This is a genomic window from Hyella patelloides LEGE 07179, assembly GCF_900659865.1.
In the GTDB taxonomy this organism is placed as follows: domain Bacteria; phylum Cyanobacteriota; class Cyanobacteriia; order Cyanobacteriales; family Xenococcaceae; genus Hyella; species Hyella patelloides.
Window position 1 is genome coordinate 1 of record NZ_LR213919.1, and the last position, 17,189, is coordinate 17,189.

The 17,189-nt window shown below is 38.9% G+C and carries 24 protein-coding genes; 11 read left to right on the forward strand and 13 right to left on the reverse strand.

Going from position 1 to position 17,189, the window contains the following annotated elements; genetic code table 11:
- Positions 1-167: 167 nt before the first annotated feature.
- From H1P_RS20815 to H1P_RS20825, 3 genes are all read right to left on the reverse strand, one after another.
- Positions 168-512, reverse strand: coding sequence for a hypothetical protein (locus tag H1P_RS20815; protein WP_144870945.1), 345 nt, complete (start codon positions 510-512; stop codon positions 168-170).
- A 271-nt stretch (positions 513-783) separates the two neighbouring features.
- Complete coding sequence (locus H1P_RS20820) at positions 784-1,038, reverse strand: hypothetical protein (protein ID WP_144870947.1); 255 nt, start codon at positions 1,036-1,038, stop codon at positions 784-786.
- 5 nt (positions 1,039-1,043) lie between these two features.
- Entirely contained in the window at positions 1,044-2,084 is a 1,041-nt protein-coding gene (locus H1P_RS20825) for a CobW family GTP-binding protein (protein WP_144870949.1), read from the reverse strand.
- Positions 2,085-2,267: 183 nt separating this feature from the next.
- Between H1P_RS20825 and H1P_RS20830 the strand changes: the two genes are divergently transcribed.
- Positions 2,268-2,822 carry a Uma2 family endonuclease gene (locus H1P_RS20830; RefSeq protein WP_144870951.1) on the forward strand — a complete coding sequence of 185 codons (555 nt, stop codon included), beginning with the start codon at positions 2,268-2,270 and terminating at the stop codon, positions 2,820-2,822.
- Between the two features lie 25 nt (positions 2,823-2,847).
- Positions 2,848-3,366: a molybdenum cofactor biosynthesis protein B gene (gene moaB / locus H1P_RS20835; protein WP_144870953.1), complete on the forward strand. Its 519-nt coding sequence runs from the start codon at positions 2,848-2,850 to the stop codon at positions 3,364-3,366.
- A 47-nt stretch (positions 3,367-3,413) separates the two neighbouring features.
- Here the strand turns inward: moaB and H1P_RS20840 are convergent, their stop codons facing one another.
- Positions 3,414-4,163: a metallophosphoesterase family protein gene (locus tag H1P_RS20840; protein WP_144870955.1), complete on the reverse strand. Its 750-nt coding sequence runs from the start codon at positions 4,161-4,163 to the stop codon at positions 3,414-3,416.
- Between the two features lie 113 nt (positions 4,164-4,276).
- On the opposite strand from H1P_RS20840, the gene H1P_RS20845 reads away from it, so the two are divergent.
- The 3 genes from H1P_RS20845 (at position 4,277) to H1P_RS20850 (ending at position 5,079) form a co-directional block, all read left to right on the forward strand.
- Positions 4,277-4,459 carry a hypothetical protein gene (locus H1P_RS20845; protein ID WP_144870957.1) on the forward strand — a complete coding sequence of 61 codons (183 nt, stop codon included), beginning with the start codon at positions 4,277-4,279 and terminating at the stop codon, positions 4,457-4,459.
- Positions 4,460-4,568: 109 nt separating this feature from the next.
- Positions 4,569-4,739, forward strand: coding sequence for a hypothetical protein (locus H1P_RS36335; protein ID WP_186376064.1), 171 nt, complete (start codon positions 4,569-4,571; stop codon positions 4,737-4,739).
- Complete coding sequence (locus tag H1P_RS20850; RefSeq protein ID WP_144870959.1) at positions 4,729-5,079, forward strand: type II toxin-antitoxin system PemK/MazF family toxin; 351 nt, start codon at positions 4,729-4,731, stop codon at positions 5,077-5,079. The genes H1P_RS36335 and H1P_RS20850 overlap by 11 nt, the downstream gene beginning before the upstream one ends.
- A gap of 291 nt (positions 5,080-5,370) precedes the next feature.
- Here the strand turns inward: H1P_RS20850 and H1P_RS20855 are convergent, their stop codons facing one another.
- Genes H1P_RS20855 through hemB form a run of 4 tightly spaced genes read right to left on the reverse strand, consistent with a single transcriptional unit; the run spans position 5,371 to position 8,204 of the window.
- Entirely contained in the window at positions 5,371-5,577 is a 207-nt protein-coding gene (locus tag H1P_RS20855) for a hypothetical protein (protein WP_144870961.1), read from the reverse strand.
- A gap of 20 nt (positions 5,578-5,597) precedes the next feature.
- Positions 5,598-6,413: a metallophosphoesterase family protein gene (locus H1P_RS20860; protein WP_144870963.1), complete on the reverse strand. Its 816-nt coding sequence runs from the start codon at positions 6,411-6,413 to the stop codon at positions 5,598-5,600.
- Entirely contained in the window at positions 6,410-7,156 is a 747-nt protein-coding gene (locus tag H1P_RS20865; RefSeq protein ID WP_144870966.1) for a GTP-binding protein, read from the reverse strand. The genes H1P_RS20860 and H1P_RS20865 overlap by 4 nt, the downstream gene beginning before the upstream one ends.
- A 52-nt stretch (positions 7,157-7,208) precedes the next feature.
- Positions 7,209-8,204, reverse strand: a complete 996-nt coding sequence (gene hemB, locus H1P_RS20870) for a porphobilinogen synthase (RefSeq protein ID WP_144870968.1) — start codon at positions 8,202-8,204, stop codon at positions 7,209-7,211.
- Positions 8,205-8,288: 84 nt separating this feature from the next.
- Here hemB and H1P_RS20875 point away from each other — a divergent pair, with 84 nt between their 5' ends.
- The 5 genes from H1P_RS20875 to H1P_RS38425 all read left to right on the forward strand — a co-directional run bounded on the left by H1P_RS20875 (position 8,289) and on the right by H1P_RS38425 (position 11,710).
- A complete protein-coding gene (locus H1P_RS20875; RefSeq protein ID WP_144870970.1) occupies positions 8,289-9,548 on the forward strand; it encodes an FAD/NAD(P)-binding protein in 1,260 nt (419 codons plus the stop codon).
- 88 nt (positions 9,549-9,636) lie between these two features.
- Positions 9,637-10,005, forward strand: a complete 369-nt coding sequence (locus H1P_RS20880) for a metalloregulator ArsR/SmtB family transcription factor (protein WP_144870972.1) — start codon at positions 9,637-9,639, stop codon at positions 10,003-10,005.
- A gap of 131 nt (positions 10,006-10,136) precedes the next feature.
- Entirely contained in the window at positions 10,137-10,748 is a 612-nt protein-coding gene (locus H1P_RS20885) for a cation efflux transmembrane domain-containing protein (RefSeq protein WP_186376065.1), read from the forward strand.
- Between the two features lie 140 nt (positions 10,749-10,888).
- Complete coding sequence (locus tag H1P_RS38420) at positions 10,889-11,377, forward strand: alpha/beta fold hydrolase (RefSeq protein ID WP_246141866.1); 489 nt, start codon at positions 10,889-10,891, stop codon at positions 11,375-11,377.
- 90 nt (positions 11,378-11,467) lie between these two features.
- The gene (locus H1P_RS38425) at positions 11,468-11,710 is read left to right on the forward strand and encodes a hypothetical protein (protein WP_246141868.1); all 243 of its coding nucleotides are present in this window, start codon (positions 11,468-11,470) and stop codon (positions 11,708-11,710) included.
- A 22-nt stretch (positions 11,711-11,732) separates the two neighbouring features.
- On the opposite strand, the gene H1P_RS20895 is transcribed toward H1P_RS38425, so the two are convergent.
- The 5 genes from H1P_RS20895 to H1P_RS20915 all read right to left on the reverse strand — a co-directional run bounded on the left by H1P_RS20895 (position 11,733) and on the right by H1P_RS20915 (position 16,492).
- Positions 11,733-12,653, reverse strand: coding sequence for a calcium-binding protein (locus tag H1P_RS20895; protein ID WP_144870974.1), 921 nt, complete (start codon positions 12,651-12,653; stop codon positions 11,733-11,735).
- A 161-nt stretch (positions 12,654-12,814) separates the two neighbouring features.
- Positions 12,815-13,630, reverse strand: coding sequence for a metal ABC transporter permease (locus tag H1P_RS20900; RefSeq protein ID WP_144870976.1), 816 nt, complete (start codon positions 13,628-13,630; stop codon positions 12,815-12,817).
- The gene (locus H1P_RS20905; RefSeq protein ID WP_144870978.1) at positions 13,599-14,387 is read right to left on the reverse strand and encodes a metal ABC transporter ATP-binding protein; all 789 of its coding nucleotides are present in this window, start codon (positions 14,385-14,387) and stop codon (positions 13,599-13,601) included. The genes H1P_RS20900 and H1P_RS20905 overlap by 32 nt, the downstream gene beginning before the upstream one ends.
- Before the next feature lie 95 nt (positions 14,388-14,482).
- Positions 14,483-15,439, reverse strand: coding sequence for a metal ABC transporter solute-binding protein, Zn/Mn family (locus tag H1P_RS20910; protein WP_144870980.1), 957 nt, complete (start codon positions 15,437-15,439; stop codon positions 14,483-14,485).
- A 384-nt stretch (positions 15,440-15,823) separates the two neighbouring features.
- The gene (locus H1P_RS20915; protein ID WP_144870982.1) at positions 15,824-16,492 is read right to left on the reverse strand and encodes a tyrosine-type recombinase/integrase; all 669 of its coding nucleotides are present in this window, start codon (positions 16,490-16,492) and stop codon (positions 15,824-15,826) included.
- Positions 16,493-16,670: 178 nt separating this feature from the next.
- On the opposite strand from H1P_RS20915, the gene H1P_RS20920 reads away from it, so the two are divergent.
- Positions 16,671-17,090, forward strand: coding sequence for an AAA family ATPase (locus tag H1P_RS20920; protein WP_144870984.1), 420 nt, complete (start codon positions 16,671-16,673; stop codon positions 17,088-17,090).
- Positions 17,091-17,189 lie beyond the last annotated feature (99 nt).

Here is a 17,189-nt window from a genome sequence, read left to right on the forward strand (position 1 = left end):
AAAAAATGCAGATATTAAATTTAATTTGAGGCTATTGAACTTCTTCAATCTCTTTTTCTGTCTAGCTTTTGAAATTTAGATGCGTTTGCCCTGGTTGATACCCTGATTAAAATAGCGATGGATTTAATGAATCCCCAACATCTGCGTAACTGGTTTGCCCACTGCTGCTACTGTCCCTTATAAACCTGCAAACCGCTGTATATACCTTGAGAATGTAACCAAGATATCATCCGATAATTTATTACTTCAGGAGCTGTATTCCTTGATTCATACTCTGGAAGTTCCAGAGAGCTTTGATTATTAAATTCACCCGATCTAAAATCATTTAAGACATCTTTTGGAATACAACTTTCTTCTTTAATATTATCAATTGCAAAATAATAAATAGAATCTTGTACTTCGATAAAGATTGAACCAGTTTGGATATCTAGATATAAAATATCTTCTCGAGCGCGATTTGAGACTATTTTAAAAGCTAGATCTAGCTTATCCAGATTAATTTCTACTGTCATTATTGAAATGAGTATAGCATTTTAATAATTTATATCATACTCATAAATTTTAAGCTTAATAATTATAACTAGCAATACATACAATTAAACAATAAAAATCGTCCTTCCTCAGAAAATCTCAGAAAAAGCAATCGCATTGAGAAATAAATTCGCCAATATTGAGGTTTAGAACGAGAGAAATTAAGAGAATTATTAGAAGGTTGTGTTTGTTAGTCTGGGCAGTCTCATTTTCATGATGGGGAAACACTAAATTGTTCTTACCACTTATCTTTTAAATTTCAATTAATCGTTCTATATCCGTTCGCTCTATTTCAGCAATAGATTTATGAATTTTATACTGTTTTGGCGGTTGTTTCATGATGACAATCGCTGTTTCAATGGGCGGACAACCTGGTTCATGACAGGTCAATTGATTTAAAGAAATAGTGACTTGTTCGTCTAGGTTTAAAATTTCAGCTATCCAGGTTTTTACTTGTTTCACTTTTGCAGGATCGGCTTTTAAATTAGTTCGAGAAAACAAATCCATGAGGTTTACCAGGGTAAGTTAGGCAGACTGAATTTATTGGGCAAAATTAAACCAGCCAAACAATCATCAAGCTGTTGTTTAATTAAAGACTCATCTAGATTGCGTCCGATAAAGACAAGTTCGTTTTTTGGTTGAGAAGTCCACTCAGCATCTTGTAAATCGTAGCGAGGTCCACTCAGTTGAAAAATATGTCGGGCAGGACTTTCTTGAAACCATAATATTCCCTTAGCGCGAAATATATTGTTTGATAATTGTTCGGTGAGAAAATGTTCAAATTTCTCAATCTCCAACGGGCGATCGCTTGTGAAAGAAACGAAACTAAAACCATCATTAGCTAAATGATTATTAAAAGCCGATTTATCTCGTCGAAACTCGGAAATTTCACCTTGATAATCATCTGCTTGGGTTAAACCAATATCTAAAACTAAAGCTAAAGGTACTTTGCCATATTCGCTGGGTAAAATTCTAAATCCTGGTTTAATATTTTCTATAAATGCTTTAACTTCGCTAATTTTATCCTCAGTTGCCAAGTCAATTTTATTTAAAATAACCATGTCGCCATATCTGATTTGGCTTAAAGCAGCCTGACTATCAAAATGTTTAGCATCAAAAGCTGCTGCATCCACAACCGTAATTACCGCATCAACACGAGTTAAAAACTTTAATTCTGTGGAGAGAAAAGTAATAATAATTGGCAACGGATCGGCTATTCCTGTAGTTTCAATTACTAAATAATCTACTTTTGATTCTCGCTCTAAAACTCGATAAACTGCATCTACTAAACTGTCATTAATGGTACAGCAGATACAACCATTATCGAGTTCTACCATATCTGATTCCACTGAAATCAGTAGTTGCTCGTCAATATTAATATCGCCAAATTCATTGACCAATACCGCTATTTTCAGATTATCTTTATTCTGTAGGATTTGATTGAGTAAGGTAGTTTTACCACTACCTAAGAAACCAGTAATAATTGTTACTGGCATTCCGCTTTTGGGTAAGGATGGCAAGGCATCGGACAGGGTATAGTTGAGGCGAGTCATATTTTTGAGTTAGTTCGCTTCCAATATATTGATAATGATTATCATTTTATCTCGTTCTTAAAGGTCTGCGGAATTAAGATAGTGTTACAAATTCGTAAATCGATTGCCTTAATTAATTAGATTTTTTAGTCTGATATTCTAAATTTAGTAAAGAATCAAAGTAACTATATCCCCTAAGTAAGAATGTTAAGTATTGGAACACAAAAAAGCGATCGCATTACCACAATCACTAATACGACTTGGGCTGAATATATTAGTTTGGATTTGCCGAGTAAACGTGTCTCATTTCGCAACGGAGTAATTACGATCGTGTCCCCAGGACGTAACCATGAATTGATTGGTGATTATATTAGAGCAATTATTTGGACTTACTGCCGTAAAAATAACTTTGCACTGTTTCCTTACAATCAAACTACCCTCAAGGAAGAAGGAAAAGAAGGGAAAGAACCTGACGTAGCTTACTGTTTTGAGATAGATAAAGACAAGCCAGATCTGGCAGTAGAAATAAATCTAACATCAGGGAGTATCGACGATTTAACTAAATATCAATACTTAAAGATTGCCGAAGTTTGGCTGTGGGAAGACAACAAAATTAGATTCTTTGTTTATCGTGAGTCGGGGTATTTAGAATTAACTACAAGCAATTCTTTGCCTAACTTAAACAGCGATCGCGTAACAAAGATCGTGAATAGTTGTTTTGGTAAAAGTGTTTTAGAAGTAGAAAAATATTTCCCTTAAAGCTTAATTCGATAAGAACTAAAAAATGAACCAAAACGAATCTTTGCTACCTTTGAAAATTGCCGTACTGACAGTTTCCGACACGCGAACTGAAGCTGATGATAAATCGGGCAAAATATTGGTAGATAATTTAACCACAGCAGGACATTACTTAGCAGAAAAAACCATTGTTCCCGATAACATTTACCAAATTCGCGCTGTCATATCCAGATGGGTGGCAGATGAATCTGTCCAAGTAATTTTAACCACTGGTGGTACGGGAGTTACAGGACGAGATGGCACTCCAGAAGCCATTAAACCATTACTAGATAAGGAAATCGAGGGTTTTGGCGAAATATTTCGGATGATTTCCTATCAAGAAATTAAAACCTCTACCATTCAGTCTCGGACTTTGGCTGGGGTGGCTAACGGGACTTATATCTTTTGTTTACCTGGTTCTAGCGGTGCTTGTCAAACGGGATGGAGTATTATCAAAGATCAACTCGATTCTCGCCATCGTCCTTGTAATTTAGCGCAATTGATTCCGAGATTGACCGAGACTTAGAGATAATAAAGCGATCGCCTTAAAATAGTAGAGATACTTTTTGCTTTTTAATTACCAAATCCTTTTTTACTGCCATAGTAAACTGTCTTAAACTCAAGGCGTTCACGCAGTGCCTCGCCTTTGGCGAGTTCGCTCTTGGGGCTATAGAGCGTATAAGTAGCCTTTCCTGATTCTCTGCCTATATTTCCTACCCCAATAACTCTTCTTTTGGGTGCAGTAATAGTTTGCAAGGGTTGCTGGCGATCTAAAGTCATCACCGAACTATTTACCGAACCTCCTTGTAGCTGATATTTAAATACTTGACCCGAACGACCACAAAAGAGATGATTTGCTTGTACTCTTTGCAAGCGGTCTAGCATTTGCCAGGGTGGGGTTTCGGGGGTTAACTCATCACTGACGCTAACAGTGCTACCGTGAATTAACAAACAATCTAATTCAAAGAAGCCAAAATGACAGTTACGTAACCACTGTACAATTTCGCGAGATACAGAATCCCAAAGTAGTTTAGCAGTTTCTTTGCCAAAGCGATCGATTAATTCTGTGGGTTCTGCTGTCGAACCCAAACCGTGTAAGGCAAAGCATTGTTCTTCCCACCAGCCGACACATACTTGGGGTTCTAATTCTCCAGGTAAAGGATTCTGAATTCGTCTAATTACTTTTTCGCTATCTGGATTAGCTGCAATAATATCCCCCAAAATATACAATGCTTCTACCTTAACGCGCTGGCGGTTGATATCTGCCAATACTGCTTCGTAAGCAGCGATATTTCCTTCAATTCCGCTTAATATTGCCCACATCGATTTGTGTATTTTTAAGAATGATAATCATTATATCTATAATTACTCCATAAAAACATTGATAAAATCGGTATAAGTACATCGTCGAATAGAATCACAAACTATATTAAGGAATGTTTAGAAGGTTAAAGATAAAAGTAGACCGTTTGAATGAATCAGAATTAAAAGAAATATTAACACTTGCTCAAGAAGGAGAAAGTAAACTGAAAGAAATGAGCGATCGCGCTACAATCTTGTCAGAAAAGTGGAGAGTTAAAATATCGAAACCTAAAAATAGTAATTCAAAAAATGATTGAGCGATCGCCTGAAATTTGTAAAGCAGTTCAAAAAAACGATCGCATTTATCTCATCCCTTCATCAATTTGAGACAATAATAATCGAGATGACTAGATCGGTTTTAAAACTATGCCAACATTAGAAGAAATCAAACAAATGATCTTTCAGTTACCGATACAAGAACAAATAACACTAATGGAAGATTTAGAAGAAAAACTAGAAACTCTACAAATGATGCAACTAGCTGAAACTGGTTTTATGGAATGGAATGATGAGGAAGAAGATATCTATGATACCTAAACCTCAACCTGGAGAAATATGGCTAGTCAGATTTCCTTTTAGCGATCTAACTTCTGCTAAATTAAGACCCGCACTAATTCTAGCAGTACATCGAGAAGAAGTAATTATTGTGGGTATATTTTCCAAAATTCCTGCTGGTGGTTTACAAAATAGCTGGGTATTGATTCAAGATAGTGATGCTCAATTTTCACAAACAGGCTTGAAGAAAACATCTTTGATTAGAGCCGATAAAATAGCTACAGTAAGTACATCGGTTTTTCAAAGAAAACTAGGCAACTTATCACCAGATTTATCTATTGACGTGCAAAAAGCTTTAAAAATTGCTTTAAATCTTGTTTGATATCATTTTTAGCTATTTTTGTTATGTAGTTTGTAAAGTGGGTGGAAAGTGCGATCTCCCAAACGAAAGAAAATATGGTTTTTAAGCTTTACTTACTGAAGACGATCTTGGAGATGAAGATTAGTGATTGACTTGCGATCGCATTTCACTAACCTATGCAATATACTATTCGTGAGGCAATCCCAACAGACATCGATCTTCTCGATTTAATTCATACAGAAAAATGGAAATGAAAATTAACAACTAATCCCAATTCCCTTCTTCAACCATTTAACACTGAATAAAGTGGAACTAATTATTAGCCCGACGACAATCACTTTTCTTCCCATTGCATTTATTCCCATAACTGGGACAACATACCGCATAAGTTTCTCTTTCTACTTTGCGGTCGCAACCAGCACAAACAAACTTATATACTCTCTTAAACAACCTTCTCTGATGTTCCCTAACAGTATATTGCTTGTATTCTTCTGTTTTAATTACTTGATTTGTTTTCATTCTTTTTTTGGCTCGAATTATTAACGTTCGCATACATGAGTGGGATCGTCGGCTTTTTCAGCAAATTCCAAGCCTCTAGCCAAACGCCAAGCAAAAATCGGCGGTAAACCAGCATCTAATATGGCAGCGCAGGTTGTTTGATAGTCATACTCCACTTCCTGCAAGTTTACTGCTTGTGTCTCCGTATCATAAATGACATAGGTAGCATTGGGACGACCATGACGGGGTTCGCCTACCGAACCGACATTGATAATTCGTTTTAGGGGAGTATTAAAACTAACAGTGGGTTGTTTGTTTTGATTGGGTTGATGAACTTTAACCTGCAATTGTCCAGAATCTAGGGTGCGAACATAGGGAACGTGGGTATGTCCGCAAAATAATAGATCTGCATCGCTGGAAAGGACTCTTTCTAAAGCAGTAAAGGCATCCATTTCGGGTAACAAATATTCGTGGTTGCTATTGGGGCTACCATGTACGAAACAGAGATTATCTTCTTTATAGGTATGGGGTAGTTGTGCCAAATATTCCCTAACTTCGGGATTGACTTGCTTATTTGTCCATTCGTGGGCGATTTTACCTCGTTTTTCCGCCAATAGGGAAGGATAACTACAATCACAGGCGTTTAGTCCTTCCACAATATCTTCATCCCAACAACCCTGTACGGTGGGAATATCTAAAGAACGAATTTGTTCGACTACTGCATTGGGATAAGGACCATAACCCACTAAATCCCCCAGACAATAAATCTTTTCGGCTTTTTGTCGGTCGATATCCAGTAAAACTGCATCTAAAGCTGCATAATTACCATGAATACAGGACATTACTGCTATTTTCATACTACTTCTAATTCAGTTGCTAAAGATTCTTTTACTTGTTGTTGGTAATAATTAATTGCCGATTCGGGAACGCAGCAATCTCGGACTGTTTGAGCAATTTCAGCTTGATCTAAATTACTACCCACTATCTCAAAACCGCTCTTGCGATCTGGTTTACCATTTAACCAACGGGGTAAATTTAAGGGTTTAAATTCTAATTCCGATTTCCCAAATCTAAAGTCACCATAATAAATTTGTCCGTCCACTAAATCGAAGATTCCCTTTGCCCGAACCACCTTACCATAAGCACCTTGGGTAAGTTCCAGCCAAAAAGTAGCCAAACTATCAAAATCTAAAATTTCCCCTGTCAAAACTCCCCGATGAATCTGTAAGGCTGTAGTTGGCTTAGTGATGCAATCTCCTGGAATAATTTCATCCGCCCAAGTCTTTAATTCTGTACTATCTGTATCGTCTGGAATTATGGCTACTCGATGGGAGTTAAAAGTTTGCAGTAAAGGTTCAATTCCTGCTAAATCCAAATACCAGGGAATTTCAAGATAAGTGATGGTGTTATTTAATGCTGCTTCTTCTCCTGCCCGATAAAGCTTAAGTTGAGGGTATTCACTTTGGAGATATATTGCATCAATGGGTACAGAATCGGTTTGCGGACTGAAATAACCTACAGGTTTATTGGTTTGGGTTATTTGTTGATGAATCCAGTGGGTTTTACCCGCACCAGTCGGACTGGCTACAGCGATAATCATCGTATATTTTTGAATTAAATTGAATGAATTTGCTTGAAAAATTTTGGGTTTTTTATCGCAGCATTAAAGCTACTTGTTTGGCGAAATAAGTCAAAATCAAATCTGCCCCCGCCCGTTTCATACTGGTCAAAGTTTCTAAAACTACTTTCTTTTCATCAATCCAACCTTGCCGTGCAGCAGCTTTAACCATCGCATATTCCCCACTGACGTTATAAGCAGCAACTGGTAAGTTGGTGTATTCCTTGATGCGACGAATAATATCTAGATAAGCTAAAGCTGGTTTGACCATTACCATGTCTGCACCTTCAGCAATATCTAAGGCTACTTCTTTAATCGCTTCTTGACTGTTAGCAGGATTCATTTGATAGGTTTGTTTGTCGCCAAATTGAGGGGCGGATTCTAAAGCATCGCGGAAAGGTCCATAATAAGCAGAAGCGTATTTAGCGGAATAAGCTAAGATTCCCACATCGAAGTAACCAGCAGCATCTAAGCCTTGACGAATTGCACCCACTCTACCATCCATCATATCGGAAGGGGCTACTATGTCTGCTCCTGCTTCTGCTTGGGAGATTGCTTGTTTCACCAGAACTTCTACTGTTTCGTCGTTAAGAATTTTGCCATCTTTGACTATGCCATCATGACCGTAAGTAGAAAAAGGATCGAGTGCCACATCAGTAATTATGGTAATTTCGGGAATTTCTTGTTTAATTGCTTTTATAGTGTGTTGTACCAAACCATCGGTATTATAGCTTTCTGTGCCTGCGTTATCTTTTTTTTCTGTAGAAATCAGAGGAAATAGAGCAACTGCATTGATCCCTAGATTAGCAGCATCGGCTATTTCTTTCAGCAGCAAATCGAGGGAATAACGATAGATTTCTGGCATCGAAGGAATTTCTTCTTGTTGGTTTTCTCCTTCCATGACAAACACGGGATAGATCAGATCGTTAACTGTTAATTGGGTTTCCCGCACCATACGACGTAAGGATGCGGTGCGACGAAGGCGACGAGGGCGATGGAATAAGGAGAGATGTTGATTAGTAGAAGTCATAAAGTCTAGTGGGAAGCTCGTCAATTAAAATAATAATCATTATTATATAGTGATATAGATAATCATTATCATTATTTTCCGCGAGTGAAATTACCTAAGTATATAGACCTAGCGATTATTGGCGCAGGAGTTCAGGCTCTAACTTTGACCACCCACCTCTTACAAAAAAGTGCGAAGCATTATCGTAAATTCCTAGTTTTCGATCCGAGTCAAACCTGGATGAGTCAATGGCAGCAACAATTTGCAGCACAACAAATTCCTTATTTGCGATCGCCTGCCGTCCATCATCCCGATCCCAACCCCCATCAATTAAGAACCTTTGCCGAACATAAACATAGTGAATTGTTTCCTCCCTATGACAGACCAGGAACAAAGCTTTTCAACGATTTTTGTGATGAGGTAATTCGTCGCTGGAAGTTAGCAGGTAAGGTTTATCCCGCTAAAGTAAGTCAGATTACACCGATTAAACGTGCTTCTCGTTCTAGATTTCAATTAGTTTTAGATACGGGAGAAACTATCATCGCCCGTAGAGTGGTACTAGCTACGGGAAGTGGTAAAGTACAGCTTCCCCATTGGGTAGAGAAAATTACCTCAGATTATCCCTCAGATAGATTGTGTCATTCGCAACAAGTAAATTTAAAGCATCTTAATCTAACAGGAGAAGAGATTTTAATCGTTGGTGGTGGCTTAACTAGCGGACATTTAGCCAAAGGTGCGATAAACCTGGGTGCAACTGTTACCTTGATGACCAGAAAACAGTTACAAGAAAAAATCTTTGATGCCGATCCTGGTTGGTTAGGACCAAAATATCTTAAAGATTTTCACGCTGAAACCGATTGGTCTGCCCGTTACCAGCAAATACAGCAAGCCCGTAATGGAGGTTCGATGACTCCCGAAATGATGCTGCAATTAAGAAAAGCATCTCATGAAGGTAAGGTGAGGATCGATGAATGCTGTCAAGTCAGCGACGCACAGTGGCAAGATAATCTCTGGCAGGTTTATTGTCACGATAGAAGCAAACATCAACATGGCGATTGCACATGGCTGGGTTTCCCAGCCGTGCCTCGCCATCAATTTAACCGTATTTGGTTAGCTACTGGTACGAAATTTAATGTCAAAGAGCATCCCTTATTACAAGACGTACTTGAGGCTTATCCCACAGAAATAGTTAACGGTTTACCCATACTAGACGAACATTTACGTCTGCCCAAGTCCAACTTTTTTATTATGGGTGGTTTGGCTGCTTTGCAAATTGGTCCTGTTGCCAGAAACATTGGCGGTGGGAAAATGGCTTGTCAACGTATTGTGCCAGCAATTGTTAAACCCAGTCTGGCGATTGAGTGATTTTTTCTAGAGCGATCGCTCGTCCCACCCATTAGGAATTCAAGTATCTTGTACCATTGAACTAAATAGATTTAGCAGTTGCCCTTAAATACCCGTGAGTAAAACCAAAGCAGACGATATTTGTCAGGTAAGATGTTTCAACACCGATTTAGTGACACAAATTCGGTCAACTTTTCCTTCAGAGGATACTTTAGAGGAAATGACGGTTATTTTTAATGCTTTAGCAGACCGCTCGCGAGTCAAGATACTTTATGCCCTCAGAAACGGCGATGAGCTTTGTGTTTGTGATATTGCTGCCATGTTGAATGTCAAGATTGCTACCGCTTCTCATCATTTGCGGAAAATGCGCGATTTGAAATTACTTAAATATCGTAATGATGGTAAATTAGCTTATTATTCTCTAAAAGATCGACGTGTAACCGATATTCTCAGCTATTCTTTGCAGGAGTTAGTTTAGCTTTTATTTAGTATGCTTTAGTCTTTTTTTGTTTTTATCATTTTAATTTAGCTTACATTCTAATGTTCTTTTGAACGTTTAAAGATAAAATATATCTTATTCAAACATTCTTTTGAACGTTAAAGTAAAAAATGGCAGAACATTGTTGTCAGCACAAAGCCAAGGAATTAGAAAAGCTACAAAAACGCCAAGCTAAAATACTGTGGATTATTTTGGCAATTAATGCAGTGATGTTTGTGGTAGAGTTTAGCGGAGGAATTAAGGCAGCCTCTCTATCTCTGACAGGGGATTCCTTAGATATGCTAGGGGATGCTTTAGTTTATGGCTGTAGCCTTTTCGTCATTCAAAAAGGTAAAAAAGCCCAGGCGCGATCGGCGATACTCAAAGGCAGCATTATGTTTCTTACTGCGATCGCGGTATTTGCCAGAGCTACCTATCAATTATTTGCTCAAACCGTCCCCACAGTCCAATTAATGGGAGAGATAGGTATTTTAGCTTTAGTAGCTAACCTAATCTGCTTTTTACTGTTGATTCGTCACCGTAAAGACAATATCAATATGTCCTCGGTTTGGCTGTGTTCCCGTAATGACATTATTGCCAATACTTCGGTGTTAATAACTGCTGGATTGGTATTTCTAACTAACTCATTTTTGCCAGATTTCATTTTAGGGCTATTACTCACTGTGATTTTTGCCCAATCTGCGGGAAAAGTTCTCACTCAGGCAAGAGCAGAATTGATTTGAAACTCAAACGGGATAAAATGATAATGATTATCACACAATGACTCGCTATGAATAAAATTAGCCTCAAGTTATTAACTATAAGGTTAATTAAATATCTGACTAAGATCCTATTGTAGATAGATTTCTCTTCACTAATAGCTATGACTACAGCAACCAATCAAACTCAACTCAACTCTAGTATTGGCGGGACAAAGAATGTTTACAACTGGAATTTTTCAGACAAACAATATCAAATAGTCTATGAAACTATCGGAGAGGGAAACCCCGTACTGTTACTTCCTGCTTTTAGTACGGTTTCCAGTCGCACGGAAATGAAAGCTATTGCCAATCTACTGGCTACACAATATCGAGTTACAGTTCTAGATTGGTTGGGGTTTGGCGAGTCTCAATGTCCCCCTGTGGATTATAATCCTGCATTATTTCAGCAGTTGTTGGGAGATTTTGTTAAATCTATTTTAAAAAGCCCGATTATCCTCATTGCTGCGGGTCATGCTTCGGGATATGCCTTAAAATTTGCTCAAGATAATCCAGAGATAGTTTCTAAACTAATCTTAATCGCTCCCACTTGGCAAGGACCTTTACGAGTTATGGGTTTACCCGATGGTGCAAGATCTGAGTTAAAAATCTAGTGCGGTCTCGCTTCGCGAGGCACTGCGTGATCGCCTGTTATCGGACAAGGGTTATACTATCTCAACACTACCCCTTCCTTTCTTCATTTGATGTATAAACGTCACGTCTATGTGGATGAAACCAAACTAACTCCCAAATTTATCGCCCAAAAACATCAAATCACCTCAAAACCTGGCGCGAGATATGCCCCTGCTGCCTTTGTTACTGGCGCGCTCGATCCTGTAGCAGATAGAGAAGAATTCTTGCAACTTCTAGAATCTGTATCGATACCCGTATTAATTATCTTGGCAGAAAATGCGCCCCCAAAATCAAAAGCGGAAATGGAAGCTTAGAAGTTATAAATTGAGCCAAAAATCAAGCTACAATGAAATCTTGAGCTACTAAATCGGGTTGTCCTGACAAGATGGCAAATTGACCTCCTTCTCCAAAGCCATTATCATTACCATTTTCGTTATAAAACAATTTACCAGAACTACTACTATAAACAATTAACTCATCTCTTACTGCCACTGCTGCGTCATTACTAACCACAGCAAATTTGCTAGAGTCGAGAGGGGTATCTCTATTTACGCCACCATTTAAACCTTGGAATACTCTCTTATCAAGAATAATTTGATCTTCTCCCTTACCGAAGTCTTGAATTCGGTCTACCCCTAAATTAGCCTCTACAAAACTTTTAGAGTCAACAAACGCAAATCGATCTCCGCCATTGCCACCATTTAAGACATCATTATCAATACCACCCATTAGAATATCGTTACCATCACCTCCTATGAGAGTATCGCGATCTTCTCCAGAGAAAACTCCATTACCTCCCCACAAAGTATCGTTATCCGCATTTCCGAATAACTTATCATTTCCTTCATCCCCATCTAAATAGTCTTCTCCTCGACCGCCATGTAATTTATCGTTGTCTTCTTCTCCAAATAATTGATCGTTATCATGACCACCAAATAATTGATCTTGTCCGATACCACCCACTAATTCATCGTTACCCACACCACCACGAATCGTATCGTTACTAATTGCGGTGTTGTCCGCCATAAAACTATCACCTACGAGATAGTCATTGCCTTCTCCTCCTAAAATACTATCGTTGCCTTCTTTCCCAAAGACATAGTCATCTCCTCCATGACCAGAAAGAGAATCGTCTCCCGCTTTCCCGAAAATATAATCGGTTAAAGAACCACCAACCAATAAATCGGCTTCATCCGTTCCATAAATGGTAGTATTTTTGGTGCTATTTGAAGCACAAGAATCACAGAACTGGCACATAATGATTATTTTTCTGATCGATTGAATTCAATCGGGCTTTATAAAAGCTAAATTTTTGTTATTCTCTCACTACTGAAAATAATAATCATTATTCTTTTTATGAAGTTTTGTGATGTTATTTTGTCTAAAATGTAAATTTAAGATTTTTTGATCCAAAACCTTCAACTCTGCCGACACCATAAAACCACTGCCAAAAACCCAAACAACTGAACCAAAACAATACTTGGACCACTGGGGAGATCGATCGCGCCAGAAACAATCATTCCCATTACCCCACTCAGCGCACCCATACCAGCAGCAGTGGCTAAAAACGGGACAAACTGTTGACAAATTAATCTCGCACTTGCAGCAGGAATAACTAAAAAACCGTTGACCAGTAGAATACCAACGGCGCGAATAGTGAGGGCAATAGTAATTGCCAAAAGAACAATAAAAAAATAGCGATGACCGCGAACGGGTATGCCTTTGACTAGGGCTAAATCGCTGTTGAGAGTGAGTAAGATTTGTTCTGGTAAACTGATAATTAACCAGACTAAAGTTACAGCTAAGAGTAATAACAATAAAATTAAATCTGTATTACTAATTGCCAATATATCGCCAAATAAAATCGATAATAAATTACCCCGATATCCCTTTAAATAACTAAAGCCAATTGTGCCTAAAGCGATCGAACCCGATAGAGAAACGCACAATACTGTATCGCTACCCAAATCGGTTCTGTCAATTAAATAGATTACTCCCAAACCAAAAGCAACGGTAAAACCAATTAGCGTCCAAGTCGCAGGAAGTTCCAATAAAGCAGCTAAAACTACTCCTAGCATTGCCGAATGTCCTACGGTATCCCCAAATAAAGAGAGACGACGCAGGATTAAAAAGCTGCCCAAAATTCCCCCTAAAATACCAAGCAGTACACCACCCAGTACCGCCCGTTGCATAAAGGGTAAACTAAAAAGACTCAGGAAGTTGGCTAGGTTCATGATGATGACAAGTAGGACTAACTAGAGAACCGTATATGTGCAAGAGATTTTCTGGGGTGAGAGTAGTTGAGGGCAAACCTTGATTCAGTAAACGACGGTTCATACAGATTACCGAGTCGCAATACTTACTGACTAAATCTAAATCGTGGGAAACTTCCAAAATCGTCCAATTTTGTTCTTGTTTGAGATTATGGAGTAAAGCAGCAAATTCCATTTCTCCCGTAGCATCTACCCCTGCTAAGGCTTCATCGAGAACTAAAAGACGACGGGGGACGACTAAACAATAAGCCAGTAACACTCGTTTTAATTCTCCTCCGCTAAGAGTGCCAATTTTTTGTTGGGCTTGTTTAGTTAAATGAACCTGTTCTAGAGCTTGGTAAATTTTCTCTCGTTTCTGTTTACTGGAGTACCACCACTGTTTGCTATTTAAGCCCAAACCCACTAACTCCGATACCGTCAAAGGAAAAGTGCGTTCAAAGGAAAATTTTTGCGGAATATAGCCAATTTCCTGTTTAAATCGCTTTGATTGTTTACCAGTACAGTTAAACAAGCTAATTTCACCCGCTCGCGCTTCAAGCAAGCCTAAAATAGATTTAATCAAGGTACTCTTCCCCGCACCATTTGGACCAATAATCGCCGTATGAGTACCTGGCAATAATTCAAAAGAGACATTATCTACCGCTAAGTATTCCCCACGCATCACCGAAAGATTTCTAACTGTAACAATGGGTTGGGTGACAGATAAATTTTGGTGCATTGAATTTACTAAATTGATTTAAGCAGAGGAAAATAGCCAAGAACAAAAAACTGACTACGTCCAAGGGAGGAGGATAACTGTTGACTGATAACTGATTATTGGCACGCTCTTGACAACGACTCCAAATTCTCTCTCATAGCTTGAAAATAATATTGCGGATCGGTTTCTCCCGACTCAAGAGGGTCGATCGCTTCTAATGGTAAATTTAAATCACTAGATATCTGTTGGATGCGTTTATCTTCAATTCCAGGTTCGGTTAGTAAGGCTTTAACCTGATATTGTTGGGCAGCTTGTTGTACCCGTTGGATATCTTGGGGAGTAATGCTATCTTCAGGAATTTCTACTATTGCTTCTTGTTGCAGTTCGTAGCGTTGTGCTAAATAGGGGAAAGCATCGTGAAAAGTAATAAAATTACAGCCTTTGACTGGTGCTAATCTTTGTTTGAATTCACTGTCTAGCTGTTGTAATTGCTGAATATAAGCATCTGCATTAGTACGATAGCTATCTGCGTTATTGGGATCGATCGCAATCAACCCATCTCTAATAGTCGCTACCTGTTGTTGTGCCAATACTGGATCTAACCAAACGTGAGGATTTCCCTCTTCATGATGGTGTCCGTGTCCGTGTTCTTCCTCTTCGTGTTCGTGTTCCTCATGTTCCTCTTCTATGACCTCTATTCCCTTACTGGAATCAATTTGCTGAAGTTGGGAATTACCTGCATTGGCTATTAAACCAGATAAAAACTCTTCCATACCCAACCCGTTTTCCACTAACACATCTGCTTCTGCTAACAGTTTGGCATCGTCTGGAGTGGCTTGATAGTCATGTACCTCCATACCAGGGGAAATTAAAATATCCACTTCTCCTGTATCTCCTACCACAGCTTTGGTAAACAAGTGAATTGGTAAAAAAGTTGAGACAATTTTAGGACTGGAATTGTTTTGGGCTGTGGTTGTTGTATTTAAAGCGAACGCACTCAAACAGGTGAAGCTGGTAATTAGAGAGCGTTTGAAGAAATTGATTTTAGACGTTTTGGATAAATGAAGGAACATCTTATGGATTTAAAATAATGATAATCATTATCATAAACCAAAAACCAAAAATTTTGGGTCACTACAAATAGATTCACCAGAATGAACTCAGTGGAAATTTCGAGCGATCAAGTTTTATGGGATTGAACGCTCGAATACAATAGTAGGCGAAAAACTAGTTAGAGGTCGAACTGGAAGTCGCCTAGTAATAATAACTATGTAAGTAAAATATTTTGTGTTGGCGTATTCAATTGATTCCTCCTTATTCACTTTTTGGGTAATCATGGCTGTCTGCCTTACTGCGTTTTCAATGCCCGTAGTAATTATTCCTCCTTATGCTAAAAATGCGGAATTATAAATTGAACTACCGATAATTCCCTGAATCGGATAATGAGCGATTGCCGTTTAGTTTTGCCCAAAAGCTTTTCTTGTAACAGTTTCTTTTACAGGGTGATACATTGATTTTTTCAAGTAGATTTCTTCTTCAACTGGCGTGAGCATCGATAAATTAGCGATTGCTCCCTTCACCTGTTCTGGTTGCACCTCTAGGTATTTGTAGAGTTCGTCTAGGGTACGGTGTCCCGATATCTCTTGAATTATTCTCAATGGTACACCAGCATTACTCATTTGAGTCAAGGCGGTACGGCGGAAGCTGTGGGTGCTGACTCCCTCGATACCTACACGCTTACAGGCTTCGCGGAGAATCCAATCAGCAGAACCAGAGTTAAGGTGATTCTTACCGTGTCTGCCAGGAAATAGATAGCCCCTGGTGGTGGGCGGTTTAAACTGGTCGAGGCGAATTCTCAGGTCTTCAATTACGGGAATGGTGCGGGTTGCCAGCTTTCCCTTGGTGTTGCCTTTGCGAATCATCAGTATGGGGCGAACTCGCTTACGAGAGTCATATACATCCTGAATCTTGAGGGTGACGCATTCGTTGATGCGACAGGCGGTATAGAGGCAGACGGCAAAGAGGGTGCGATCTCTATTTGGGTTGAGGGTAAATCCTTCGTTAAAGAGTAGTTGGATTTCTTCGGTGGTGAGAATTTTTGCCCTGCCATGACGGTCTATTTTCACGTTGATAACCGTTTGTCGTTCGCCTGGTTTTATTGAACAGCGTTTTGGTTACGCCCGTCAATCAATTAGATATCAATTTGATTTCTATTTAAAGTCTCCTTGACATCAGGTTGAGGTGTCTTTTTAATGTCGGATAGATATCAAAAAAGTATCAATTAGATTTCTAGGAGATGTCAAAATGATTGTGACGGTCGGGGGCATAAAAGGCGGTTCTGGCAAGACTACAGTAGCGACTAACCTAGCTGTGATTCGCTCAAAAGTAAAAGACTTATTATTGATTGACGCTGATGACCAAGAGACAGCAACGGACTTTACTATTTTGCGAAACTCCGAACGAGAATCTGGAGCGGGATACACCAGCATTAGACTTTCGGGTTCAGCAGTCAGAACCGAGACTAAGCGACTGAAGGATAAGTACGAAGATATTTTAATCGATACGGGAGGGAGGGACACCGCCAGTCAAAGGGCAGCATTAAGCGTTACTGATGTGCTACTCGTGCCTTTTGTCCCTCGTTCTTTTGATGTCTGGACGCTAGAGAAAGTATCGGAATTAGGGGCGGAACTAGCGAGGATACTGTTGGCGAAAGTAATCATTTAAGGTTTCAAGCGTAATCTTATCTCAGCTGATTAGTACAAAAGACTTAAGTAGCAAAACAGAGAAATTACCAAGTATTACATGGAAATAATAGATATCCTG

Excerpts from the sequence above, each read along its gene's own strand:
- H1P_RS20815 (WP_144870945.1), bottom strand. The coding sequence starts at position 512 with ATGACAGTAGAAATTAATCTGGATAAGCTAGATCTAGCTTTTAAAATA.
- H1P_RS20820 (WP_144870947.1), bottom strand. The coding sequence starts at position 1,038 with ATGGATTTGTTTTCTCGAACTAATTTAAAAGCCGATCCTGCAAAAGTG.
- H1P_RS20825 (WP_144870949.1), bottom strand. The coding sequence starts at position 2,084 with ATGACTCGCCTCAACTATACCCTGTCCGATGCCTTGCCATCCTTACCC.
- H1P_RS20830 (WP_144870951.1), top strand. The coding sequence starts at position 2,268 with ATGTTAAGTATTGGAACACAAAAAAGCGATCGCATTACCACAATCACT.
- moaB (WP_144870953.1), top strand. The coding sequence starts at position 2,848 with ATGAACCAAAACGAATCTTTGCTACCTTTGAAAATTGCCGTACTGACA.
- H1P_RS20840 (WP_144870955.1), bottom strand. The coding sequence starts at position 4,163 with ATGTGGGCAATATTAAGCGGAATTGAAGGAAATATCGCTGCTTACGAA.
- H1P_RS20845 (WP_144870957.1), top strand. The coding sequence starts at position 4,277 with ATGTTTAGAAGGTTAAAGATAAAAGTAGACCGTTTGAATGAATCAGAA.
- H1P_RS36335 (WP_186376064.1), top strand. The coding sequence starts at position 4,569 with ATGCCAACATTAGAAGAAATCAAACAAATGATCTTTCAGTTACCGATA.
- H1P_RS20850 (WP_144870959.1), top strand. The coding sequence starts at position 4,729 with ATGATACCTAAACCTCAACCTGGAGAAATATGGCTAGTCAGATTTCCT.
- H1P_RS20855 (WP_144870961.1), bottom strand. The coding sequence starts at position 5,577 with ATGAAAACAAATCAAGTAATTAAAACAGAAGAATACAAGCAATATACT.
- H1P_RS20860 (WP_144870963.1), bottom strand. The coding sequence starts at position 6,413 with ATGAAAATAGCAGTAATGTCCTGTATTCATGGTAATTATGCAGCTTTA.
- H1P_RS20865 (WP_144870966.1), bottom strand. The coding sequence starts at position 7,156 with ATGATTATCGCTGTAGCCAGTCCGACTGGTGCGGGTAAAACCCACTGG.
- hemB (WP_144870968.1), bottom strand. The coding sequence starts at position 8,204 with ATGACTTCTACTAATCAACATCTCTCCTTATTCCATCGCCCTCGTCGC.
- H1P_RS20885 (WP_186376065.1), top strand. The coding sequence starts at position 10,137 with ATGGCAGAACATTGTTGTCAGCACAAAGCCAAGGAATTAGAAAAGCTA.
- H1P_RS38420 (WP_246141866.1), top strand. The coding sequence starts at position 10,889 with ATGACTACAGCAACCAATCAAACTCAACTCAACTCTAGTATTGGCGGG.
- H1P_RS38425 (WP_246141868.1), top strand. The coding sequence starts at position 11,468 with ATGTATAAACGTCACGTCTATGTGGATGAAACCAAACTAACTCCCAAA.
- H1P_RS20895 (WP_144870974.1), bottom strand. The coding sequence starts at position 12,653 with ATGTGCCAGTTCTGTGATTCTTGTGCTTCAAATAGCACCAAAAATACT.
- H1P_RS20900 (WP_144870976.1), bottom strand. The coding sequence starts at position 13,630 with ATGAACCTAGCCAACTTCCTGAGTCTTTTTAGTTTACCCTTTATGCAA.
- H1P_RS20905 (WP_144870978.1), bottom strand. The coding sequence starts at position 14,387 with ATGCACCAAAATTTATCTGTCACCCAACCCATTGTTACAGTTAGAAAT.
- H1P_RS20910 (WP_144870980.1), bottom strand. The coding sequence starts at position 15,439 with ATGTTCCTTCATTTATCCAAAACGTCTAAAATCAATTTCTTCAAACGC.
- H1P_RS20920 (WP_144870984.1), top strand. The coding sequence starts at position 16,671 with ATGATTGTGACGGTCGGGGGCATAAAAGGCGGTTCTGGCAAGACTACA.